This window comes from Streptomyces sp. NPDC047982, assembly GCF_043204165.1.
Taxonomy (GTDB): Bacteria; Actinomycetota; Actinomycetes; order Streptomycetales; family Streptomycetaceae; genus Streptomyces.
In genome coordinates, this window is sequence record NZ_JBIDBS010000012.1 from 139,869 (window position 1) to 159,420 (window position 19,552).

General features: G+C 72.2%; 17 protein-coding genes and 1 tRNA gene. 14 read left to right on the forward strand and 4 right to left on the reverse strand.

What is annotated here, in order from left to right; genetic code table 11:
• The first annotated feature begins 345 nt into the window (after window positions 1–345).
• From ACGF2V_RS17095 to ACGF2V_RS17130, 8 genes are all read left to right on the forward strand, one after another.
• Window positions 346–431: transfer RNA gene (locus ACGF2V_RS17095), tRNA-Leu, on the forward strand.
• A gap of 442 nt (window positions 432–873) precedes the next feature.
• Window positions 874–3,060: a SpoIIE family protein phosphatase gene (locus ACGF2V_RS17100; protein WP_362706675.1), complete on the forward strand. Its 2,187-nt coding sequence runs from the start codon at window positions 874–876 to the stop codon at window positions 3,058–3,060.
• Between the two features lie 307 nt (window positions 3,061–3,367).
• A complete protein-coding gene (locus ACGF2V_RS17105) occupies window positions 3,368–3,709 on the forward strand; it encodes a metalloregulator ArsR/SmtB family transcription factor (protein ID WP_362618364.1) in 342 nt (113 codons plus the stop codon).
• Between the two features lie 86 nt (window positions 3,710–3,795).
• The gene (locus ACGF2V_RS17110; RefSeq protein WP_362706826.1) at window positions 3,796–5,529 is read left to right on the forward strand and encodes a SulP family inorganic anion transporter; all 1,734 of its coding nucleotides are present in this window, start codon (window positions 3,796–3,798) and stop codon (window positions 5,527–5,529) included.
• A gap of 103 nt (window positions 5,530–5,632) precedes the next feature.
• Complete coding sequence (locus tag ACGF2V_RS17115) at window positions 5,633–6,073, forward strand: ATP-binding protein (protein WP_362706672.1); 441 nt, start codon at window positions 5,633–5,635, stop codon at window positions 6,071–6,073.
• Window positions 6,074–6,366: 293 nt separating this feature from the next.
• Window positions 6,367–6,714: a metalloregulator ArsR/SmtB family transcription factor gene (locus ACGF2V_RS17120; RefSeq protein ID WP_362618535.1), complete on the forward strand. Its 348-nt coding sequence runs from the start codon at window positions 6,367–6,369 to the stop codon at window positions 6,712–6,714.
• Window positions 6,715–6,910: 196 nt separating this feature from the next.
• Window positions 6,911–7,798 carry a Bax inhibitor-1/YccA family protein gene (locus tag ACGF2V_RS17125; protein WP_362618369.1) on the forward strand — a complete coding sequence of 296 codons (888 nt, stop codon included), beginning with the start codon at window positions 6,911–6,913 and terminating at the stop codon, window positions 7,796–7,798.
• Between the two features lie 222 nt (window positions 7,799–8,020).
• Window positions 8,021–8,338 (forward strand): hypothetical protein, encoded by a 318-nt coding sequence (locus ACGF2V_RS17130; protein WP_362618372.1) that lies wholly within the window; start codon window positions 8,021–8,023, stop codon window positions 8,336–8,338.
• 178 nt (window positions 8,339–8,516) lie between these two features.
• Here the strand turns inward: ACGF2V_RS17130 and ACGF2V_RS17135 are convergent, their stop codons facing one another.
• The 3 genes from ACGF2V_RS17135 to ACGF2V_RS17145 all read right to left on the reverse strand — a co-directional run bounded on the left by ACGF2V_RS17135 (window position 8,517) and on the right by ACGF2V_RS17145 (window position 12,524).
• Complete coding sequence (locus ACGF2V_RS17135; protein ID WP_362706669.1) at window positions 8,517–9,404, reverse strand: hypothetical protein; 888 nt, start codon at window positions 9,402–9,404, stop codon at window positions 8,517–8,519.
• Between the two features lie 469 nt (window positions 9,405–9,873).
• Entirely contained in the window at window positions 9,874–11,094 is a 1,221-nt protein-coding gene (locus ACGF2V_RS17140; RefSeq protein WP_362618375.1) for an acetyl-CoA C-acetyltransferase, read from the reverse strand.
• Between the two features lie 305 nt (window positions 11,095–11,399).
• Window positions 11,400–12,524 (reverse strand): SGNH/GDSL hydrolase family protein, encoded by a 1,125-nt coding sequence (locus ACGF2V_RS17145; protein WP_362706666.1) that lies wholly within the window; start codon window positions 12,522–12,524, stop codon window positions 11,400–11,402.
• 138 nt (window positions 12,525–12,662) lie between these two features.
• On the opposite strand from ACGF2V_RS17145, the gene ACGF2V_RS17150 reads away from it, so the two are divergent.
• From ACGF2V_RS17150 to ACGF2V_RS17160, 3 genes are all read left to right on the forward strand, one after another.
• Entirely contained in the window at window positions 12,663–14,072 is a 1,410-nt protein-coding gene (locus ACGF2V_RS17150) for a cystathionine beta-synthase (RefSeq protein ID WP_362706664.1), read from the forward strand.
• Window positions 14,073–14,751: 679 nt separating this feature from the next.
• Window positions 14,752–15,117 carry a PadR family transcriptional regulator gene (locus ACGF2V_RS17155; RefSeq protein ID WP_362618382.1) on the forward strand — a complete coding sequence of 122 codons (366 nt, stop codon included), beginning with the start codon at window positions 14,752–14,754 and terminating at the stop codon, window positions 15,115–15,117.
• Window positions 15,114–16,145: a hypothetical protein gene (locus ACGF2V_RS17160; RefSeq protein WP_362706661.1), complete on the forward strand. Its 1,032-nt coding sequence runs from the start codon at window positions 15,114–15,116 to the stop codon at window positions 16,143–16,145. The genes ACGF2V_RS17155 and ACGF2V_RS17160 overlap by 4 nt, the downstream gene beginning before the upstream one ends.
• 303 nt (window positions 16,146–16,448) lie before the next feature.
• On the opposite strand, the gene ACGF2V_RS17165 is transcribed toward ACGF2V_RS17160, so the two are convergent.
• Window positions 16,449–16,868: a hypothetical protein gene (locus ACGF2V_RS17165; RefSeq protein ID WP_362706658.1), complete on the reverse strand. Its 420-nt coding sequence runs from the start codon at window positions 16,866–16,868 to the stop codon at window positions 16,449–16,451.
• Between the two features lie 410 nt (window positions 16,869–17,278).
• On the opposite strand from ACGF2V_RS17165, the gene ACGF2V_RS17170 reads away from it, so the two are divergent.
• The 3 genes from ACGF2V_RS17170 to ACGF2V_RS17180 all read left to right on the forward strand — a co-directional run bounded on the left by ACGF2V_RS17170 (window position 17,279) and on the right by ACGF2V_RS17180 (window position 19,533).
• Window positions 17,279–18,124: a MurR/RpiR family transcriptional regulator gene (locus tag ACGF2V_RS17170; RefSeq protein WP_362706654.1), complete on the forward strand. Its 846-nt coding sequence runs from the start codon at window positions 17,279–17,281 to the stop codon at window positions 18,122–18,124.
• Between the two features lie 50 nt (window positions 18,125–18,174).
• Window positions 18,175–18,828: a hypothetical protein gene (locus ACGF2V_RS17175; RefSeq protein WP_362706651.1), complete on the forward strand. Its 654-nt coding sequence runs from the start codon at window positions 18,175–18,177 to the stop codon at window positions 18,826–18,828.
• Between the two features lie 168 nt (window positions 18,829–18,996).
• Window positions 18,997–19,533 (forward strand): hypothetical protein, encoded by a 537-nt coding sequence (locus ACGF2V_RS17180; RefSeq protein ID WP_362706823.1) that lies wholly within the window; start codon window positions 18,997–18,999, stop codon window positions 19,531–19,533.
• The last annotated feature ends 19 nt before the right edge of the window (window positions 19,534–19,552 follow it).

Consider the following 19,552-nt stretch of genomic DNA (forward strand, 5'->3'; position numbering starts at 1 on the left):
GCCCGTCGCGGAACCTCGCGCCGCCGTGCGGCGCACCGCACCGACACCCGCCCAGCCGCCCGTCGCGACCCGGACGAAGGGCCCGGCGGGGCGGTGCGGTGGCGGGGGCGTGGCGGTCACTGGCGCACGCCTGGCGAATGCGCCGTCAGGGGGCGGCGACTTTACGTCAATCCGGATTGTCGTGCGCCGTACCCACTACCAGGCCCGGGCATGTGACGATGCGTGCCCGGAAGTGCTGACGAACCCTCAAACGGTCAATAAAATAAGACAACATCGCGCCACTCATCCGCTGATCGGAGGAAGCCCCCCGATAGGGTCATGTGCCAACGCGGAGCCGCGCGCACGGCCCGGATGGTGGAATGCAGACACGGCGAGCTTAAACCTCGCTGCCCCTCGGGGGCGTACCGGTTCAAGTCCGGTTCCGGGCACCACTTCGCGCAAGGCGGCCGAGAGGCGGATCGCCCGGTGACGCGTCTCCCGCGGCCTCGGCCACCACGCCTCTCCCGCGGCCTCGGCCACCACGCCTCTCCCCCTGCCGCTGTCACCACCTCGGGGCGCTGCTTCCGGTCTCCGTATCCGTCCGCCGTCCGCCGCCCCCTGTCCTGCGATCAACGTCTCTTCCTTCGCCGTCTCCGCTCGTCTTCTCTCCGTTTCTCGCCCTCCACCATCTCCGGTCGCTGTCTGCGGTCACCGTCTGATCACCGCTCGGCCGCCGGTGACTGAGCTGCCGCGGCAGAGGCGCGGGAGGAGGATGGGAGGACGGCCGAGGCGGGCGGAGCGGGAGAAACCGGTGGTGGCGTGGCGGTGGAGCGGCATGCGGTACCCGGTCCGCCCCGAGGCGGCCCCGAGCGGCGGGAGAAGGAGGTCCGTTCGATGATCGCGTCCGACGTGCGGCGTGCGGAGGACGGAGCGGCGGGGGCCGGGCCGTCCGAGCCGGGCGGCCTGCTGGACGTGCTGAGCGTGGCCGCGGTGGTCCTCGGCGCCGACGGGCGCATCGTGCTGTGGAGCCCGCAGGCCCGGGATCTCTTCGGCTGGAGCGCCGAGGAGGCGCTGGGGCAGTACGCGGCCCGGCTGCTCGTCGCCGAGGAGCACATAGGACAGGTCCTGGAGCTGTTCAGGGCGGTCATGGCGGGCGAGGGTGCCTGGGCCGGTGTCTTCTCCGTACGGCACAAGGACGGCTCGACCCGCCGCATGGAGTTCCGCAACATGCGGCTCCTGGACGAGCGGGGCGACGCGTACGCCCTGGGCATCGTCTGCGAAGAGGCGACGGTGCGCGCCCTGGAGCGCGACCTGGCGCTGTCCGCCCGGCTGGTGGCGCAGTCGCCCTTCGGGGTGGCCGTGCTCGACCCCGGCCTGCGCCTCCTGCTGGTCAACCCGACGCTGGAACAGCTCACCGGGATTCCGGCCGCCGAACACCTGGGGCGCGGTCCTCGCGCGCTCCTGCCCTTCCTGGACGGCGACGCGCTCGAGTCGACGATGCGGGAGGTGCTGGCCACCGGCGTGCCCGTACAGGGACGGTCCGTGGTCGGCCGTGTCCCCGCCGACGCCGACCAGGACCGTGCCTGGTCGTTGTCGTGCTACCGGCTGGAGGACCCCGGCGGGCGGCTGATCGGTGTCGCGCTGACGCTCGCGGACGTGACGGATCGGTACCGCGCGTCCGCCGAGGCCGCCGAGGCCCGGCGGCGTCTCGCTCTCGTCGCCCGCGCCTCCGCGGAGCTCGGCACCACCCTGGACCTGGAGTTCACCGCCCGCGAGCTGGCGGAGCTGGTCGTGGGCGAGGTCGCCGACGTCGCGGAGGTGGACGTCCTCGACCCGGTCCTCGCGGCGGCCGACACCGGTGCGCCGGTCGGCACGGGACCGCAGGCGTTCCGGGCCCTGGCCGTGGCCGCGTCCCACGAGATCCCCGGGCTCCTCACCGCCCGCCCGCCCGACGCCGCGACCGTCCATGCCGAGGACCGGCTGGTCACTCGCTGCGTGACCACCGGCCGACCCGTCCTCGTGAGCCGGATCGCCGAAGGGGACCTGCCCCGCCTCGCGCGCGACGAGGACGCGGTGGCCCGGCTGGTGGCGGCCGGCGCGCACTCCTGCCTGGCCGTACCGTTGGTCGCCCGCGGCCAGGTCCTCGGCGTGCTCCACCTCATACGTACCCGCGACGTGCGACCGTTCGACGACGAGGACGTGGCGATGGCGGGCGAGCTGGCCGCCCGCGCCGCCGTGTGCATCGACAATGCCCGGTGGTACCAGAACGTCCGCGGCACCGCCCTCACCCTCCAGCGGCATCTGCTCCCGCACCGGCCCACGCAGCCGGCCGGGCTGCGTATCGCCTACCGTTACCTGCCCGCGGAGGCGACCCGCGGGATCGGCGGCGACTGGTTCGACGCCATTCCCCTCCCGTGCGGCCGGACCGCCCTCGTCGTCGGTGACGTGATGGGCCACGGGATCAACGCCGCCGCCGCGATGGGGCAGTTGCGCACCGCCACCCGTGCCCTCGCCGGACTGGAACTCTCTCCCGGCCAGGTGCTGCGGCATCTGGACCGGGTCACCGCCGACCTGTACGAGACGACCGCCACCTGCGTCTACGCCGTGGTCGACCCCCGCCGGCGCACCTACCGCGTCGCCCTGGCCGGCCATCCGCCGCCGGTCCTGGTCCGCCCCGGCCGCGCCCCCCGCCTCCTGGACCTGCCCACTGGCGTGCCGCTGGGCGTCGGCGGTGTCCCGTTCCATACCGCGCTCCTGGAGCTGCACATGGAGGACCGGCTCGTCCTCTACACCGACGGACTGGTGGAGACCCGGGACGAGCCCATCGACACCCGCCTGCGAGCCCTGCTGGACGTGCTCGCCGAACCCTTCGCCTCCCTGGAGGAGACCTGCGACCGGGTGCTGGCCGGCCTGCGTCGCCCCGAGCGCGACGACGACGTGGCCCTGCTCCTCGCCCAGCTCGCACCGGACGGGGAACCCGGCACGGGAGGGGCCGACACGGCAGGGCCCGGCACGGCAGGCCCCGGCACGGGAGGGCCCGGCACGGCAGGGCCCGGCACGGGAGGGCCTGGCGGGGCGTAGCAGGGCGTCGTGGGCCGGTACGGGCGGACCGACGCCTGCTACGGGTGCGGTCCGGGGCGTGGTCCGTGCGGGGCGGCCGAACAGCGCTGGTGGTCCGGTCGTCCCGTTGTGGTGAATTGCAAATTTCTGCAATTCACTACATTCTATCTTTGTTGTATTCGCAAGTTGCTACGCGGGCGTGATGCCGCCGCGAGCGGGGCGACGCCCTCGGGTCAGGGACCGACGGACGCCCCGGGGCACGGGCCGAGAGACCGACCCCGACAGGCCGACGGCCGACCATTTCGACTTCGACAGGAGGTTCGCGGACGTGCCGGTTCCGCTGTACCAGGCGAAAGCCGAGTTCTTCCGGATGCTGGGGCACCCGGTACGCATCCGGGTGCTCGAAATGCTGCAGCGCGGACCGATGCCGGTGCGCGCCCTTCTCGCGGCGATCGAGGTGGAGCCCTCGGCGCTGTCGCAGCAGCTGGCGGTGCTGCGCCGCTCCGGAATCGTGACGTCCAGGCGGGAGGGCTCGACCGTGGTCTACGAACTCGCGGGCGGGGACGTCGCGGAGCTGATGCGGGCCGCGCGGCGGATCCTGACCCAGATGCTGGCCGGGCGCAACGAACTGCTCGCCGAACTGAGGGAATCCGAGGTCGCCGCGTCGTGAGCACGGTCAGTACCGGCAGTACGGTTCTCCATCGATCCCTCGGGCGGGTGCGCTCGCTGCTGCCCGCCCGCGCCGACTTCGCGGCCATGGGCCGCAACCCGCGCCGTGACCTGCTCGCCGGCCTCACGGTCGCCATCGTGGCGCTGCCGCTCGCGCTCGGCTTCGGGGTCTCCTCGGGGCTCGGCGCCGAGGCGGGGCTCGCCACCGCGGTGGTGGCCGGGGCCCTGGCCGCGCTGTTCGGCGGATCGAACCTCCAGGTGTCCGGGCCGACCGGGGCCATGACCGTCGTCCTCGTACCGATCGTCGCCCAGTACGGGCCCGGCGGTGTGCTGACCGTGGGGATGATGGCCGGAGTGCTGCTGATAGCCCTGGCCCTGCTCAGGGCCGGTCAGTACATGCGGTACGTCCCCGCGCCGGTGGTCGAGGGGTTCACCCTGGGCATCGCCTGTGTCATCGGGCTCCAGCAGGTGCCCGCCGCGCTCGGCGTGGCCGAGCCCGAGGGCGAGAAGGTCCTGCTGGTGGCCTGGCGGGCGGTCGAGGAGTTCGTGAAGGCGCCGAACTGGACCGCCGTCGCCCTCGCGACCGGTGTGGCGGCCGTCATGCTGCTGGGCGCGCGACTGCGGCCCGCCATCCCGTTCTCCGTCGTCGCGGTGATCGCCGCGACGCTGGCCGCCCAGCTGCTCGGCCTGGACGGGGCAGTACCGATCGGAGATCTGCCGTCCGGGCTCCCCGCCCCCTCGCTGGACTTCCTGGACATGTCGGCGCTGGGCTCACTGCTCGCGCCCGCCGTGGCCGTCGCCGCTCTCGCGGCTCTGGAATCGCTGCTGTCGGCCACGGTCGCGGACGGCATGACGGTGGGCCAGCGGCACGACCCCGACCGGGAGCTCTTCGGGCAGGGCATCGCGAACCTGGCCGCCCCGCTGTTCGGCGGCGTCCCGGCGACGGCCGCCATCGCCCGTACCGCGGTCAACGTCCGTACGGGAGCGTGCTCCCGGCTCGCCGCCCTCACCCACGCCGCCGTCCTGGCCGTCATCGTGTTCGCGGCGGCACCGCTCGTCTCGAAGATCCCGCTGGCCGCGCTGGCGGGTGTGCTGCTGGCCACCGCGATCCGCATGGTCGAGGTCGGCTCGCTGCGCGCGATGGCCCGTGCCACCCGCTCCGACGCCGTGGTCCTCTGCCTGACGGCCGCTGCCACGCTCGTCCTGGACCTCGTCTACGCGGTGATCATCGGCCTGGTGGTGGCCGGGGCCCTGGCGCTGCGGGCGGTGGCCCGCCAGGCGCGGATGGACCAGGTCGACTTCCGCCCCGATCTGCCGGGCGAGCACAGCGACGAGGAACACGAGCTGCTGGCCGAGCACATCGTCGCCTACCGGATCGACGGACCGCTGTTCTTCGCCGGGGCACACCGCTTCCTCCTCGAACTCTCCGAGGTCGTCGACGTCCGCGTCGTCATCCTGCGCATGTCGCGGATCACCACCATGGACGCCACCGGCGCCCTGGTCCTCAAGGACGCCGTGGAGAAGCTGAACCGGCGCGGCATCACCGTGCTGGCCTCCGGCATACGGCCGGGCCAGCGGCGCGCGCTCGACGCCGTCGGCGCCCTCGACCTGCTCCGGCCCGACGGCCGGGACTACGCGACCACCCCGGAGGCCATCGCGGCGGCCCGGGCTCGGCTCCAGCACGCCGGTCTCGTACCCGTCCGGCCCGCCGCCGCTTCCACCGTCCCGGTCCCCGCCGCCGATCCCGATGCCGGTGCCGATGCCGGTGCCGTTGGCTCCGCCTCCGCCGTCGCCGTCGAGTCCGAGGAGGCGCCCCGATGACCGCGCCCGCCGCTCGCCACGCCCTCACCGGCCCGGACCGCGCGGGCCCCCGGAACCGCCCGTGGGCCGTGCCCGGAATCCGTCCCGTCCCCCAGGAAGCCCCATGACGGTCCAGCCCGACGCCCTGCCCCTGCGCCACGTCCTGACCCTGCCCACCATGGGCGCCGCCGTGCGGACGGCCCGCGAGACGACCGAACAGGTGCTGGCCGAGTGGGGTGTCGGGCCGCGGCACCCCGGTGTCGACCCGGTGCTGCTGATCCTCAGTGAACTGGTCACCAACAGCGTCCGGCACGCCGCCGTGCTCTCCCCGACGGTGACGGTGTACTACGCGGCGGGCCCGGACACGTTCGCCTTCGGTGTCCACGACCGCCACCCCTACCGGCCCGCGCTGCACGGAAAGGCCGCCGGAAAGGCCGGCGGGCTGGCCATGGTCTCCGAACTCACCCAGGGCCTGTCGGGCACCGCGGTCGTCCGCGAGGACCCGGACGGCCGGGGCAAATGCGTCTGGGTCACCGTGCCCCTGCGGGGCGTGGGAGCCCGGTGACGCCGCTCCCGGCGACGGCCCGTCAGAATGTTTCGGCACCGGGCTTTTCAGGGTTCCCGGGCCTTCGGGCTCCGTGCTCCCGGGTTCCGTGCTCCCGGCCCCCGGTTCGGGTCCCCGGTTGCGCTCTTGGGCCTCCGGGTTCGGGTTTCGATAATTTACGAGGTCAACACGTCCGGGTGGACGCGCGAGGATGACCCCATGGCGAAGAGTTCTGAGTGGACGCGATGCAGGGCACACACATGGCCGCGGCGGGCCGGCCGGACGGCCGGGGCCGAGGGCGCGAGGCCGGTTCGATGAGCGCGCCGTTGTACCAGCTGAAGGCCGAGTTCTTCAAGACGCTCGGGCACCCCGTACGCATCCGGGTGCTCGAACTGCTCAGCGAACGGGAGCACGCGGTGTCCGAGATGCTGACCGGGATCGGCGTCGAGCCCGCCCACCTCTCGCAGCAACTGGCCGTGCTGCGGCGGGCCAATCTCGTCGTCGCGCGCCGGGAGGGCTCGGGCGTCTACTACTCCCTGGCCAACCCCCAGGTGGCCGAGCTCCTGCGGGTCGCCCGCACCATCCTGTCCGGGGTCCTGGCCGGCCAGGCCGAACTGCTGGCCGACCTGCGCGCCACCGAGCCGGGCAGGCCGCAGGACTGAACGGGTTACGGCGGTCCGGGAGGGACGGGAGGGAGCCCGGGACGGCCGACGGGCGCAAACCCGGGGGCGGACGACGCAAAGGGCCTGCGTGTCGTCCTTCGGTTCGGTAAAGATCCTCCTCAGGCACTAGTCTGACTCCTTTGCCCACCCATTACTCTTGTGGGAAGGCCACGCAGGGTGGCCATGGAGGAGTGAGATGAGGAGCAGCAACCCGGTCTTCTCGCGACGGGGCTTCAGCCGCGACAACGGATACGCGGGCTTCAACGCGGCGCCGCAGGCCGGGGCCCCCGTCACGGGTGCCAACCCGTACGCTCAGGGCACCGCCGCCAACCCGTACGCCACCAACCCCTACGCCCAGCCGGAAACCCAGTACGGCGCTCCGCAGGCGCCGGCGCGCTCGGGCGCGATGACGATCGACGACGTCGTCACGCGCACGGCGATCACGCTGGGCACCGTGGTGCTCGGCGCCGTGCTCGCCTGGGCGCTGCTGCCGGTCGATCCGGCCAACCTCGGCAAGTCGTACGGCATCGCGGTCGGCGCCGCCCTGGTGGCGTTCGTCCTGTCGCTCGTCCAGTCCTTCAAGAGCAAGCCGGTTCCGGCGCTGATCGTCGCGTACGCGGGCTTCGAGGGCGTCTTCCTCGGAGTGATCTCCAGCGCGGTCAGCACGTACATCAGCCCCGGTGTCGTGATGCAGGCGGTGCTGGGCACCATGTGCGTCTTCGCCGGTGTGCTCCTGGCGTACAAGATGCGCTGGATCCGTGTCACCCGCCGCTTCTACGGCTTCGTGATGGCCGCGGCCGTGGGCTTCATGCTGCTGATGGTCGTCAACCTGCTGTTCGCCGTCTTCGGAGGCGGTGACGGTCTGGGCTTCCGCACCGGTGGCCTCGGCATCCTGTTCGGCATCATCGGGGTCGTCCTCGGTGCGTGCTTCCTGGCCCTGGACTTCAAGCAGGTCGAGGACGGCATCGCCTACGGCGCGCCCCGCGAGGAGTCCTGGCTGGCGGCCTTCGGCCTCACCATGACCCTGGTGTGGATCTACCTGGAGCTGCTGCGTCTGCTCTCGATCCTCAGCGGCGACGACTGACGTACGTACGGACCCGTGACGGGTCCGAGTAACGGGGACGGCCCGCAGGCACCGCGCCTGCGGGCCGTCCCCGTTTCCTTTTCCCTTCCCCGTTTCCCTTGTTTCCGGGTCCCCGTCGTATTTCCGGGTCCGTCTCCGTTCCCGCTCCTGTGCCCGTTGGCAGTCGGCTCGCGCTCTTGTGCCCGTTGGCAGTCGGCCCGGAAGGGCGCGTAGGGTCGCGGGGTGCTCGATACGACTTTGCTGATCAACGCCGTGGACCGATTCGCCGACCGGCTGCGTGCCGCCCCGCAGAGCCGTCTGCAGCGTGGCGCGGCTGCCGAAGGGCTCGCCGTGGCCAGGGAACTCGCGTTGTGGGCCCAGCGCGTCGAGGCACAGGACCGGGAACCGCGTCTCATGCCGGACGCCGGGATCTTCGCCGTCGGCGACCAGCTCGCCGTGGCCGGGCACGACCTGGCGGCGGCACTGGAAACGGCCCCGTCGACCGAGCTGGACGAGGCCGTGCGATTCGTTGAGGAGGCGGCCGCGCGGGCGTTCGCGTAGCGGCGGGCCCAGGGGACCAGGGGCGCGGCCGGAAGGCCGGGGGCCGAAGGGCCGGGCGCCCATCGTGGGCGCGCGCCGGTGAGCGGGTGGACCGGGGGCTGGGGCGGCCGACGGGAGCCTCCGCGCCTGGTCGGGCTCAGGAGCCGGAAGGGTCGGGAGTGGCCGAGGAACAGAACGGCTAGAACGAAGCGATGACGCGGTCGGCCAGTATGTAGACGTTCTCCTTGCCGCACGAGAAGGTCAGCGCGTACGCGCCGGAGACACCGGAGCCGCCCAGCAGCACCGGGCGCTCACCGGCGAGCAGCGACGCCGCCAGGCGTTCGGCCGTCTCCCGGTGACCGGGCGTCATACAGAGCGTGGTGCCGTCTGCGAAGACGTACACGTCGAGGGTGCCGAGCGGGCCGGGACGCACGTCGGCGAGTTCGGTACGGCTGTCGGCGAGCTGTTCGAGGCGGTTCACGGTGCGCTCGTGGTCGGCGGCCACCGGGGTGGTCCGCACCGGTACGAAGTCGGGGTGCGAGGGGTGCCGGCGGCGGGCCGCGGCCAACTCGGGGGAGTCCTCGGCGAACTCCGCGGTGTCCGCCCGTTCGGCCACCTCCGCCAGTTCGGCCACCTCGGTCAGCTCGGCCACCTCGGTCAGTTCGGCCACCTCGGTCAGTTCCGTCAGCTCCTCCAACGCCTCGGCGGAGTCGAACTCCACCGCCTCCAGAGCCTCCAGACCCGTGAAGTCCGCCTGGCGCGGCATGTACAGCGACGTCTCCTCGCCGACCCCGGACAGACCACCCAGCAGTGACGGGGCGTCGGCGGCGTCCCGCGCTTCCTGGGAGGCCCAGAACGCGCGGGCCTCGGCCAGCTCACGTTCCCGTTCCTCGGCGAGCGCCTCGGCGACCGCCGCGCGTATCTGCGGGGGAACGGCGGCACTGTCGGCGCGGGTCGTGGCCAGCTCCGAACGCAGGGCGGTGATCTGCTTGCGCAGCCCGTGCGCGGCGTACAGAGCAGCGGCGCCCACAGCCGTGGCGGCGGCGGTGGTCAGCAACAGGGCAAGAGGCATGGCGCTCACTGACATACTCCCGGTTCCGATGGATTCCCCGACTTCCTATCTCAGCTTGTCCTCTGCCCGCGCCCGGTGTCAGTGCATTACGTCACGAATTGGACAGGTCTTTCGGCCCGGCGCTTGACGTCGGCGCTGGCACGACCTGCGGGAATGGTCATCCCCCAAGACATAGGTCACATCCTGGGGGAGATTCGGTCACGTTCAGGGCTCGGAAACCGGCCATTCTCCGGGGGCCTGACCGAAGCGGCCTCCGGGATGCGACCGAAGCGGGCGCATCCGCGCCGAATCCGTGCCTCGTGTTTGTGGTCGCGCTGCGCTTCGCTTGCGCTGCGGGCAGGTGCCGCCCTCGTTCCTCGGGCGACCCCTACCCTCCGCTCCAGCTCAGCTCATCCGCTCGTGTTCGTGGTCGCGCTTCGCTTCGCTTGCGCTGCGGGCAGGTGCCGCCCTCGTTCCTCGGGCGACCCCTACCCTCCGCTCCAGCTCAGCTCATCCGCTCGATGACCATGGCCATGCCCTGGCCGCCGCCCACGCACATGGTCTCCAGGCCGAACTGCTTGTCGTGGAACTGGAGGCTGTTGATCAGCGTGGTGGTGATCCGGGCGCCGGTCATGCCGAAGGGGTGACCGACGGCGATGGCGCCGCCATTGACGTTGACCTTCTCCAGCGGCAGGCCGAGGTCGCGGTAGGACGGGATCACCTGGGCGGCGAACGCCTCGTTGATCTCGGCCAGGTCGATGTCGTCGACCGTCAGCCCGGCCCGCTTCAGCGCCTGCTTGCTGGCTTCCACCGGTCCGTACCCCATGATCTCGGGGGAGAGGGCGGAGACGCCGGTCGAGACGATCCGGGCCAGCGGCGTCAGGCCGAGCTCGCGCGCCTTGGTGTCGGACATGATCACGAGCGCGGCGGCGCCGTCGTTGAGCGGGCAGCAGTTCCCCGCCGTGACCAGCCCGTCGGGGCGGAACACCGGCTTCAGGCCCTGCACACCCTCCATGGTGACGCCCGGCCGCGGACCGTCGTCCTTCGAGACGACCGTGCCGTCGGGGGTGGTGACCGGGGTGATCTCGCGCTCCCAGAACCCCTTCTTGATGGCTTCCTCGGCCAGGTTCTGCGAGCGGACGCCGAACTCGTCCATGTCCTGACGGGTGACGCCCTTGAGCCGGGCCAGGTTCTCCGCGGTCTGCCCCATCGCAATGTACGCGTCCGGCACCAGGCCGTCCTCGCGCGGGTCGTGCCAGCCCTCGCCGCCCTGCTCGGCGCGGGCGGCGGTACGGGCCTCGGCGTCGGCGAACAGCGGGTTGTGCGTGTCCGGCAGGCTGTCGGAGTTGCCCTTCGTGAAGCGGGACACCATCTCGACACCGGCCGAGACGAAGACATCGCCCTCGCCCGCCTTGATGGCGTGCAGCGCCATCCGGCTGGTCTGGAGCGAGGACGAGCAGTAGCGGGTGATCGTGCAGCCGGGAAGGTGGTCCATCCCCATCTGCACGGCGACGACGCGGCCCAGGTTGTTGCCCTGCTCGCCGCCGGGAAGGCCGCAGCCGAGCATCAGGTCGTCGATGTCCTTCGGGTCCAGCTCCGGAACCCGGTCCAGCGCGGTCCGGACGACTGCGGCGGTCAGGTCGTCCGCGCGCAGGTCCTTCAGCGAACCCTTGAAGGCCCGGCCGATGGGGGAACGGACGGCAGAGACGATCACGGCTTCGGGCATCACGCGGCTCCATGAGGGCTGGAAGGCGGGTTCGGGCGGGTGCTGACTTGGAAGTTACCTGTACGTAGATGCTGGGTCATCGGACAGCGCATGTGACGCCGACCTCTTTTCTAAGCGCTCGCTCAGTCGGGGTCCGGCCGATTCCGCCGCCGTCCGGAAGGCCGCCGAGCCGCCCGTCCGGCCGTTGCCGGGCGGGCCATCCGGACGGCCGGCCGGGCCGGGCCACCGGTTGCGGCTGCCGGGCCGTCGCGCCCGGTCGGTTGCCGGTTCGCCCCGGGCCGGGCCGGGGCGCGGGGGACCGTCTGTCAATTGGCCCGGAGATCCCGCGACGACGCTCTCCGTTCCTTGCGCGGCTCCTCGTACGTCTGGGCCTCCGCCTCTGCCTCCGGCTCCGCGGGGGCCGCCTTCGTCGGCGCCTCCCCGTTCGTACCCGGGTGCGGGTGGGGCTCCGTCGCGGCGGGCAGGCGGCGCCGCCTGCGGTGTTTGAGGAGAGCCCATGGCGCCCGGGCCCCGGTGACCTCGGTACCGGCCTCCTTGGCCGCCTGGGAGGCCGCCTTCGCCACCGGCAGCATGTCCTCGCGCCGGTCCCCGTCCAGCCGGTCGGATTCCGGCCACAGGCCCAGCGCCGCGCAGAGCGTCGGGAGCACCGCCATCGCCGCCGTGGCGTACCCCTCCGCCGACGGGTGGTAGTTGTCCGGGCCGAACAGTTCCCGCGGGTTCGCCTCGAACTCGGGCCCCAGCAGATCGCCCAGCGACACCGTGCGCCCGCCCTGCTCCACCGCGCCGATCGTCTGGGCCGCCGCCAGTTGCCTGCTCGTCCGGCGGGCCAGCCAGCGCAGCGGCTGGTAGACCGGCTCGATCGTGCCGAGATCCGGGCATGTGCCGACCACCACCTCCGCACCCGCCGTACGCAGCCTGCGCACCGCTGTGGTCAGACAGCGCACCGACTGCGTGGCGGGAATGCGGTGCGTTACGTCGTTCGCGCCGATCATGATCACGCAGACGTCCGGCACGGTGCACGGATCGGTGAGCAGCAAGGAGACCTGTCGCTCCAGATCGTCCGATCGGGCGCCCGGTTGCGCCACGTTGCGCAGGTCCACCGGCCGCTCGGACACCGCCGCGAGTCCCGAGGCGAGCAGCGCTCCCGGCGTCTGGCCGGCCCTGCGCACGCCCTGCCCCGCGGCCGTCGAGTCGCCCAGCAACCCCAGCCGCAGCGGTTCGGCGGGACCGGCGAACGTCACTCCGTACTGCCCGTCCGCGCTCGGCGGAACCGGTGCGATACCGCCGCCCACCTGCCGTTTCGCCAGCTGGACCTCCGCCAGCAGGACGCCCACCGCCGCCGCGCCGAGCAGCCCGATACTGCCGCCGCCGTAGGCCGCGCCCGCCGCGATCCGCCGTGCGACTCGTGCCCTTGACACAGTCCGGTCCACCTCTCGTCGCCGTACCGCCGTACGTACAGCTATTGCCCTGCGGCGGCCGTCGCTCAATCACTCCGTCCGTTCCCCCGTCCTTTCTCCCGTCTGTGCGCATACGCTGGCCGCACCCATACGGAGACCCCGGAGTACACGGTGCAATTCCACGATTCGATGATCAGTCTTGTAGGTAATACCCCGCTGGTGAGGCTGCGCAGCGTCACGGCCGGCATCCAGGCGACGGTTCTGGCCAAGGTCGAGTACTTCAACCCCGGCGGTTCGGTCAAGGACCGCATCGCCCTGCGCATGATCGAGGCCGCCGAGGAGAGCGGCGAGCTGCAGCCCGGCGGCACGATCGTCGAGCCGACCAGTGGCAACACGGGTGTCGGCCTGGCGATCGTCGCCCAGCAGAAGGGGTACAAGTGCATCTTCGTCTGCCCGGACAAGGTGTCCACGGACAAGATCAATGTGCTGCGTGCCTACGGCGCCGAGGTCGTCGTCTGCCCCACGGCCGTCGACCCCGAACACCCTGACTCGTACTACAACGTCTCCGACCGGCTGGTCCGCGAGACGCCGGGCGCCTGGAAGCCCGACCAGTACTCCAACCCGAACAACCCGCGCTCGCACTACGAGACCACCGGCCCGGAGCTGTGGGAGCAGACGGACGGCAAGATCACCCACTTCGTCGCGGGTGTCGGCACCGGTGGCACGATCAGCGGCACCGGCCGCTACCTGAAGGAGGTCAGCGGCGGCGCGGTCAAGGTCGTCGGCGCGGACCCGGAGGGCTCGGTCTACTCGGGCGGCTCCGGGCGCCCGTACCTCGTCGAGGGCGTCGGCGAGGACTTCTGGCCGACCGCGTACGACAGGACGGTCACGGACGAGATCGTCGCCGTGTCCGACAAGGACTCCTTCCAGATGACCCGCCGCCTCGCCAGGGAGGAGGGCCTGCTGGTCGGCGGCTCCTGCGGCATGGCGGTCGTCGCCGCCCTGGAGGTCGCGCGGCGGCTGGGCCCGGACGACGTGGTCGTCGTCCTGCTGCCGGACAGCGGACGCGGGTACCTCAGCAAGATCTTCAACGACGAGTGGATGGCCGACTACGGCTTCCTGGAGGACGCGGGTCCGTCGGCCCGGGTCGGGGACGTGCTCGATCACAAGGACGGCCCGGTTCCGGCACTCGTCCACATGCACCCCGAGGAGACCGTCGGCGAGGCGATCGAGGTGCTGCGCGAGTACGGCGTCTCGCAGATGCCGATCGTGAAGCCGGGTGCCGGCCACCCGGACGTGATGGCCGCCGAGGTCGTCGGTTCGGTGGTGGAACGGGAACTGCTGAACGCGCTGTTCGCTCAGCGTGCCTCGCTCTCCGACCCGCTGGAGAAGCACATGTCGCCGCCGCTGCCGCAGGTCGGCTCCGGCGAACCGGTCGAGGACCTGATGGCGGTGCTCGGCGGCACGAACGCGGCGGACGCGGCGATCGTGCTGGTCGAGGGCAAGCCCAAGGGCGTCGTCAGCAGGCAGGACCTGCTGGCGTTCCTGGCGAAGGACGCGGCGGGCGGCGGCCAGTCGTAGCGACCCCGGGCCCGCCGGTCGCCGGTGCGGAGTCGCGGACGCGGCCGTGCGGGTCTTCTGCCGCGGGCTTCGCGAAAACGGTACGAGCGCGACACGTGCGCGCAGCACCGGCTTGACACGGGGGATCGCCGAGGTGAGCCCAGAAGGGTCCACGGGATGATCGTGAAGCCCCGAGCGCCCGGATTCACCTTCGGCGGCGGGCCGCAGGGTCGGGCTCGGCGACGTGCTGGGCGACGGCGTCGACGCCAGGCCGGGCATAACGCTCCAGGAACCGTACGGAGGCGTGGCGGGAGCGGGAGCGGGCCGGGGGGCATCGGCGTTGAGGTGCCGTCAGCCCGTTCGATTGCCACCCGTCCGTTCCTTCCAGCTCTGGCCCCGTACACGCGTAGACCTCACCCCGCCCGCTCGTGATCAGGCTCGGTCGAACACGCGAGGCCATCCACGGGGTGCCGGAGAGACCGTATCGGTGGTGCCGCAGCAAATCCGGCATTTACGGCGGCACCACCCGGAGGGCACCAGGCGATGGAAGTCTGATGAGCCCACCCCTGAAGCCGAATCACCGCTGCTGCCCGGACAGGCCCTCGTCGGCGCTGCACTTCATGCCTCTCCTCCCCGGGTACTCTTGACACTCGACTATTCTGAATTTCAGACTAGTCGTGATCTTAGGGAGGGTCGATGCATGGGCGACATCCAGCCCGCATGGCTCCGCGCCGTCCTGCCGCTGTGCCTTCTGGCCACACTGGAGCGCGGAGAGAGTTACGGATACGCGCTGTTCCAGCAGCTCGAAGAATCGGGACTCGGCACCGTCAAGGGTGCCGTGCTGTATCCGGCACTGACGCGGCTCGCCGACGACGGCGCGGTGGAGGTCCGATGGGCCCCCGGAGCGGGCGGGCCTGGCCGGAAGTACTACCGGCTGACCGACGCGGGGCGGGAGCGGCTGGCGCGGGAGCGCCGGGCGTGGCAGGAGTTCCGCACGGCGATCGACGCGACGGCGATGCTCCCGGCAGGGGCCCCTGCCGCACCCCATGAACAGGAGAACCGATGACGAAGACCACGGCCGGGACCCGGCAGGGCGACAGTGGCCACGCTGCCTGGGCCGACAAGCTGGAACTGGACCTCGTCCTCGTCCACGGAGTGCCGCGCGAGCTCGTGAACCGTGTGCGGGAGGAGGTCGCCCATGCGGTGACCGAAACGGGGCAGTCGGCGGAGGAACTCTTCGGCCCCGCCGAGGAGTACGCCACTGCGGTGGCCGCCGAACGGGTCGACGCCGGGCCCCGCAGCACGCGTGACTTCGAAGGCAGGACAGCAGCCACGCATTTCCGGCAGGGCATGGTGGCAGGAGGCATCGCCGTCCTGATCATGGCGGCGGTGGGAACTTTCGGTGATGAGGAGCGCTCCGGCGCCTCGGTTCTCCTCCTGTCCCTCTCCGCCTCCGTACTCATGGCAGCCGGCTTCGCGGTCCTCCCCGCCCTGCGCGCGGCCGGACGGACTCGGACCGCCTGGCTCTATGGCAGCGGTGCCGCCGTCATCGCCGCTGCCGGCATCTGTTTGGCGTTCCTCCCTGCGGCCCGGGACGCGCACTCCCTCGTGTTCCCGCCGTTCGCGGCAGCCGGGTTCGCGCTGCTGCTCGGGGCCCTGGGGCTGGCCATACCCGAGCGGGTGGTGAGCCGGTGGTTCTCCCCTGGCGAGGGCCGACGGCTCGACAATGAGCAATGGTTGTGCCGGCTGGGCGAGTTGCTGTACGGGCGGCACGGCCTCCCCAGGCGTACGGCGCAGCAGCACGTGACCGAAGCACGGGAGCACCTGGCAGCCACAGGCCGCGCCGCACAGCAGGAACTCGGCCAGGTGGAGATCTATGCCATGAACCTGACCGACGGCCCGGTACGCGAAGTCCGGCGGGTTCGCCACCAGTTCCTCGGTTCCCTCTCCAGCACGGCCGCCTTCGCGGTGCTGTTCGCCCTCACACTGGCGGACTCGGACAGCGGCGGTGCGGCGCCCTGGGTTCACGCGGTGCTTTTCGTCTGCTCCGGCGCCTTGGCTGTCACCTTTCTCCGGAGGATGAGGGCCCGGTGAACCACGCCGGCCAACGCTGACCGTCCTCACCACCAAGGCCCCACGTCCGGGGACGATCGGTCCCGGGTGCGCCGTCACAGCGCACCCGGGTCCGCGTCCGGCGGCGCCAGCGGTGCTGATCCAGCGTCAGTACTGTGCAGCGGGCAGGTGTGGGTGCGGCGGGCCCCGCGACACTTCCGTGCTTCGTATCCCGTGCCCCGCGTTTCTTTCTTCCGTCGCCCCTGTACCCGTGCCGCGTCTGTATTTCCCCCGCCGCGCCTTCTCCCGCCGCCCCGTCCGGGCCGGTTCGGTCCCCAGGCGGGCTCAGTCGTCCCAGTCGGACTTCGAGTGGCCGGAACGACGCCGGAACCAGGGCCAGTCGCGGGCCGCGTGCACGGCGTTGACGCCGATGATGCCGAGCCAGGCGATGATCAGGCCCTCGGTGTGCGAGGCCGCGGCGGCGATCGCCGACAGTGGAATGGCCAGGATCAGCGAGATGATCGCGAAGCCGTAGCGCTCCCCGAAACCGCCCAGGGGCTGCGGCTGACGTGCCCCCCTGGCGACGCTCACCTGCTGCTCGGCGAGATGACGTCGCACGCGCCGGTCCAGGGTGGTGTCGAGCCGCTGCTCCACCTTCTCCAGGAACGACTCGACGAGCGCGGACTCGTAATCCGAACCCAGCTCGCTACGGGCGTGCAGGGTGGCGTCGAGTTCGGTCTTGAGCTCCGGGTCTCGGGTTTCCATGACTCTCACGGTACGAACCGGCAGGTTTGCGGGCAGTGGGGCTATCCCCCCTCTTTCCCTCCTCGTCCTTCCGCTGCGAGCCTTGCGGCCGTTCCACTGCGCGTACCGGCCCGGATCGGCGCCCGGAATCCGCTTGCAGCACCGGCCGAAAAGGGGCTGGTCGTGGAAGCCGGACGCGACGTCCACGAGGCGCGGCTCCATCCCGTCCAACAGCCGCCGGGCGAGGTCCACCCGACGGCGGACGGCAGCGACCCGGCGGCGTCCGTCCGCACCGCCGGGCCTGCCGGGCCCACAGGTCACCGTCGGCGTCCCGTCCGGGCCCTGCTGCATATGGACATGCAGGCGCCTTGCTGGCTGAATGGTTTTGTCGGCGCCGGACTGTGGTGCGACGGATCTACCGAGGGGACAGCATGAGCGGGAGCAACCCGGCCGCGCGGTTGCAGCAGCTCTTCGAAGGGCGTCGGCTCACACCCACCCAGCGGCGGATCGCGCACTGGATGGTGCGCAGGGCCGGGGACGTCCCGTTCCTGTCGAGCGTGGAGCTGGCCGAGCTCGCCGGGGTCAGTCAGCCGTCCGTCACCCGGTTCGCGGTGGCGCTCGGCTTCGACGGCTATCCGGCGCTCCGCAAGCACCTGCGGGAGGTCGCCCCCGCCGGACCCGGTCCGGGCGGCGGTGACGACACGTACAACGAGTACCAGCAGGCCGTCCTGGGCGAGATCGAGAACCTCCGGCACCTGGCCGATCTGCTCGCCGACCCCGCGCCCGTCGAACGCGCGGGCAGGATGCTGGCGGCCTCCCGGCCGCTGCCGGTGCTGGGGCTGCGGGCCGCCTCCTCGCAGGCTCGCGGGTTCGGGTACTTCGCGGCCAAGGTCCACCCCGACGTCCGGGTGCTCGACGAGGGCGGCAGCATGCTGCACGACCGGATCGACGCGGCCCGCCGGGCGGGCGCCACGGCCCTGATCTGCTTCGCGCTGCCCCGGCACCCGAAGGAGGTCGTCGACGCGCTCGGTCACGCGCGGGAACAGGGACTGGCCGTCGTCTCGGTCGCGGACTCCGCCTTCGCTCCCGTCGCGAAGTTCAGCGATCTGCTGATCCCGGCGGCCGTCGGCACCGGGCTCGCCTTCGACACCGCGTGCGCGCCCATGCTGCTGGGCCGGGTGCTGCTGGAGGCCATGTGCGACGGCCTGCCCGACGCGCAGGCACGGCTGGAGGAGTTCGACGCGCGGGCGGCGGCGCGGGGACTCTTCGTCGAGTGACGTCCCGGCCGTCCCGACGCGGTGCGCACCGGGCGCCGGACGATCGGGTCATGCTCGGACTGCTGCCGGGAACGGGGGTGGCGCTGCCGGGTGGGGCCGGGCTGCTGCGGTTCGGGGCGGGCCCCGATGAGGCCCGTGCCCGGTTGTCGGCCGCCGCGCCCGAGACGCACGGAGGACTCCAGTGCGGGGCGCCGACCCTCGCGGACTACTCCGAACCACGCCACGCCCATGCCGCCTGGCTCGACGGCCTTGTCTTCCAGCCCGACTGGAACGTTGTGGCCCTGTTCGACGGGCTCCAGGTGACCCTGGCCGCAGGCGGCCCGGGCGCGGCGGACAGGCTTGCCCGTGTCGAGGTCCAGTGTGTGACGGCACCGCGCCCGGCGTCGGGGGAGGGCGCCGCGTGCGTGGTGTGGGACGGCGTCGATCTGTTCGGGCACTCGGCCGAGGAGGTCCTCTCCGTGCTCCCGGAAGCCGTGCCGCTGCCGGACCCGGCGGCGGGCGGGCCGGCGGGGTCGGCGGTGGGTGCGGTCGTGGAGGTGGCTGTGCCGCGGCTCGGGCTGCGCCTCGGCAGGAACGGTCCGGACAGTCCCGGATGGAGCCGGCTCACCCTGACTGCGGACGAGTTCGCGGGATGGTCGGGATGCTGCCCGGGACGTCTTCGTTGCGAGGCGGGCGGCGACGGCCTGGTGGGGATCCTGTACTGAACGGCGAGGGTCACGCATGGGGATCACGTGGGCCGGACGCCCCGCCGGCCCTCGCGATTTCTCAGGCCCCCTTCATGCGCGGCCACTAGCCTCCGGGCCGGGGGACCAGAAGGAGCCGTGAGCGAGAGGAGCAAGGACGTGGGGCGCGGAGCGCAGTCGTTGGCGAGAGTGGCCGTGGTCGTACGGGCCGGGGCGGCGCCGCTGTGGTGGTCGGGGCTGCTCGCCGCGGCCGTCGGAGCCGCAGTGCCCGGGGTCACCGGGCGGCGGATCGGGTTGCTGGCCGGAGCGGCGCTGTTCCTGATCACGGCGGCCGCGGTGGCGCTCGTACGCGGTCGGCGTTACGCGCAACTGGCCGGCGGCGCCACCCGGGCCGGACGGTCCGACTTCCTCCAGGACCGGGCCGTGACCGTACGCGACTGGCGGCGACGGCACCGGTGGTGGCTGCTCGGGGCGTTCGTCGTGGCGGTGGCGAGCGCGTTCCTGCTGCCCGGAGCCGGTGGGCTGGTGCTCGCGGGGGCGGGCGCCGGGCTCTGGATCAAGGCCCTCCGGATCGGGCAGCGCGAGGGCCGGGACGACGTCCTGTACTGGGTGCGGACCGACCGGGTGAAGCGCGGGCGGCCCGCGGGCAAGCAGGTGGAGGAGTACCGGACGACCGGGCCGATGGCGGGCGACGCCAGGCCCGGCGGGGCTCGGCGCCACCACTGAGGCCGCACGCCCCTCGGGC

Coding starts and splice junctions, on each gene's coding strand:
- ACGF2V_RS17165 (WP_362706658.1), bottom strand. CDS start 16,868: ATGGAAACCCGAGACCCGGAGCTCAAGACCGAACTCGACGCCACCCTG.
- ACGF2V_RS17140 (WP_362618375.1), bottom strand. CDS start 11,094: ATGCCCGAAGCCGTGATCGTCTCTGCCGTCCGTTCCCCCATCGGCCGG.
- ACGF2V_RS17125 (WP_362618369.1), top strand. CDS start 6,911: ATGAGGAGCAGCAACCCGGTCTTCTCGCGACGGGGCTTCAGCCGCGAC.
- ACGF2V_RS17135 (WP_362706669.1), bottom strand. CDS start 9,404: ATGTCAGTGAGCGCCATGCCTCTTGCCCTGTTGCTGACCACCGCCGCC.
- ACGF2V_RS17160 (WP_362706661.1), top strand. CDS start 15,114: ATGACGAAGACCACGGCCGGGACCCGGCAGGGCGACAGTGGCCACGCT.
- ACGF2V_RS17155 (WP_362618382.1), top strand. CDS start 14,752: ATGGGCGACATCCAGCCCGCATGGCTCCGCGCCGTCCTGCCGCTGTGC.
- ACGF2V_RS17115 (WP_362706672.1), top strand. CDS start 5,633: ATGACGGTCCAGCCCGACGCCCTGCCCCTGCGCCACGTCCTGACCCTG.
- ACGF2V_RS17110 (WP_362706826.1), top strand. CDS start 3,796: ATGGGCCGCAACCCGCGCCGTGACCTGCTCGCCGGCCTCACGGTCGCC.
- ACGF2V_RS17100 (WP_362706675.1), top strand. CDS start 874: ATGATCGCGTCCGACGTGCGGCGTGCGGAGGACGGAGCGGCGGGGGCC.
- ACGF2V_RS17120 (WP_362618535.1), top strand. CDS start 6,367: ATGAGCGCGCCGTTGTACCAGCTGAAGGCCGAGTTCTTCAAGACGCTC.
- ACGF2V_RS17170 (WP_362706654.1), top strand. CDS start 17,279: ATGAGCGGGAGCAACCCGGCCGCGCGGTTGCAGCAGCTCTTCGAAGGG.
- ACGF2V_RS17175 (WP_362706651.1), top strand. CDS start 18,175: ATGCTCGGACTGCTGCCGGGAACGGGGGTGGCGCTGCCGGGTGGGGCC.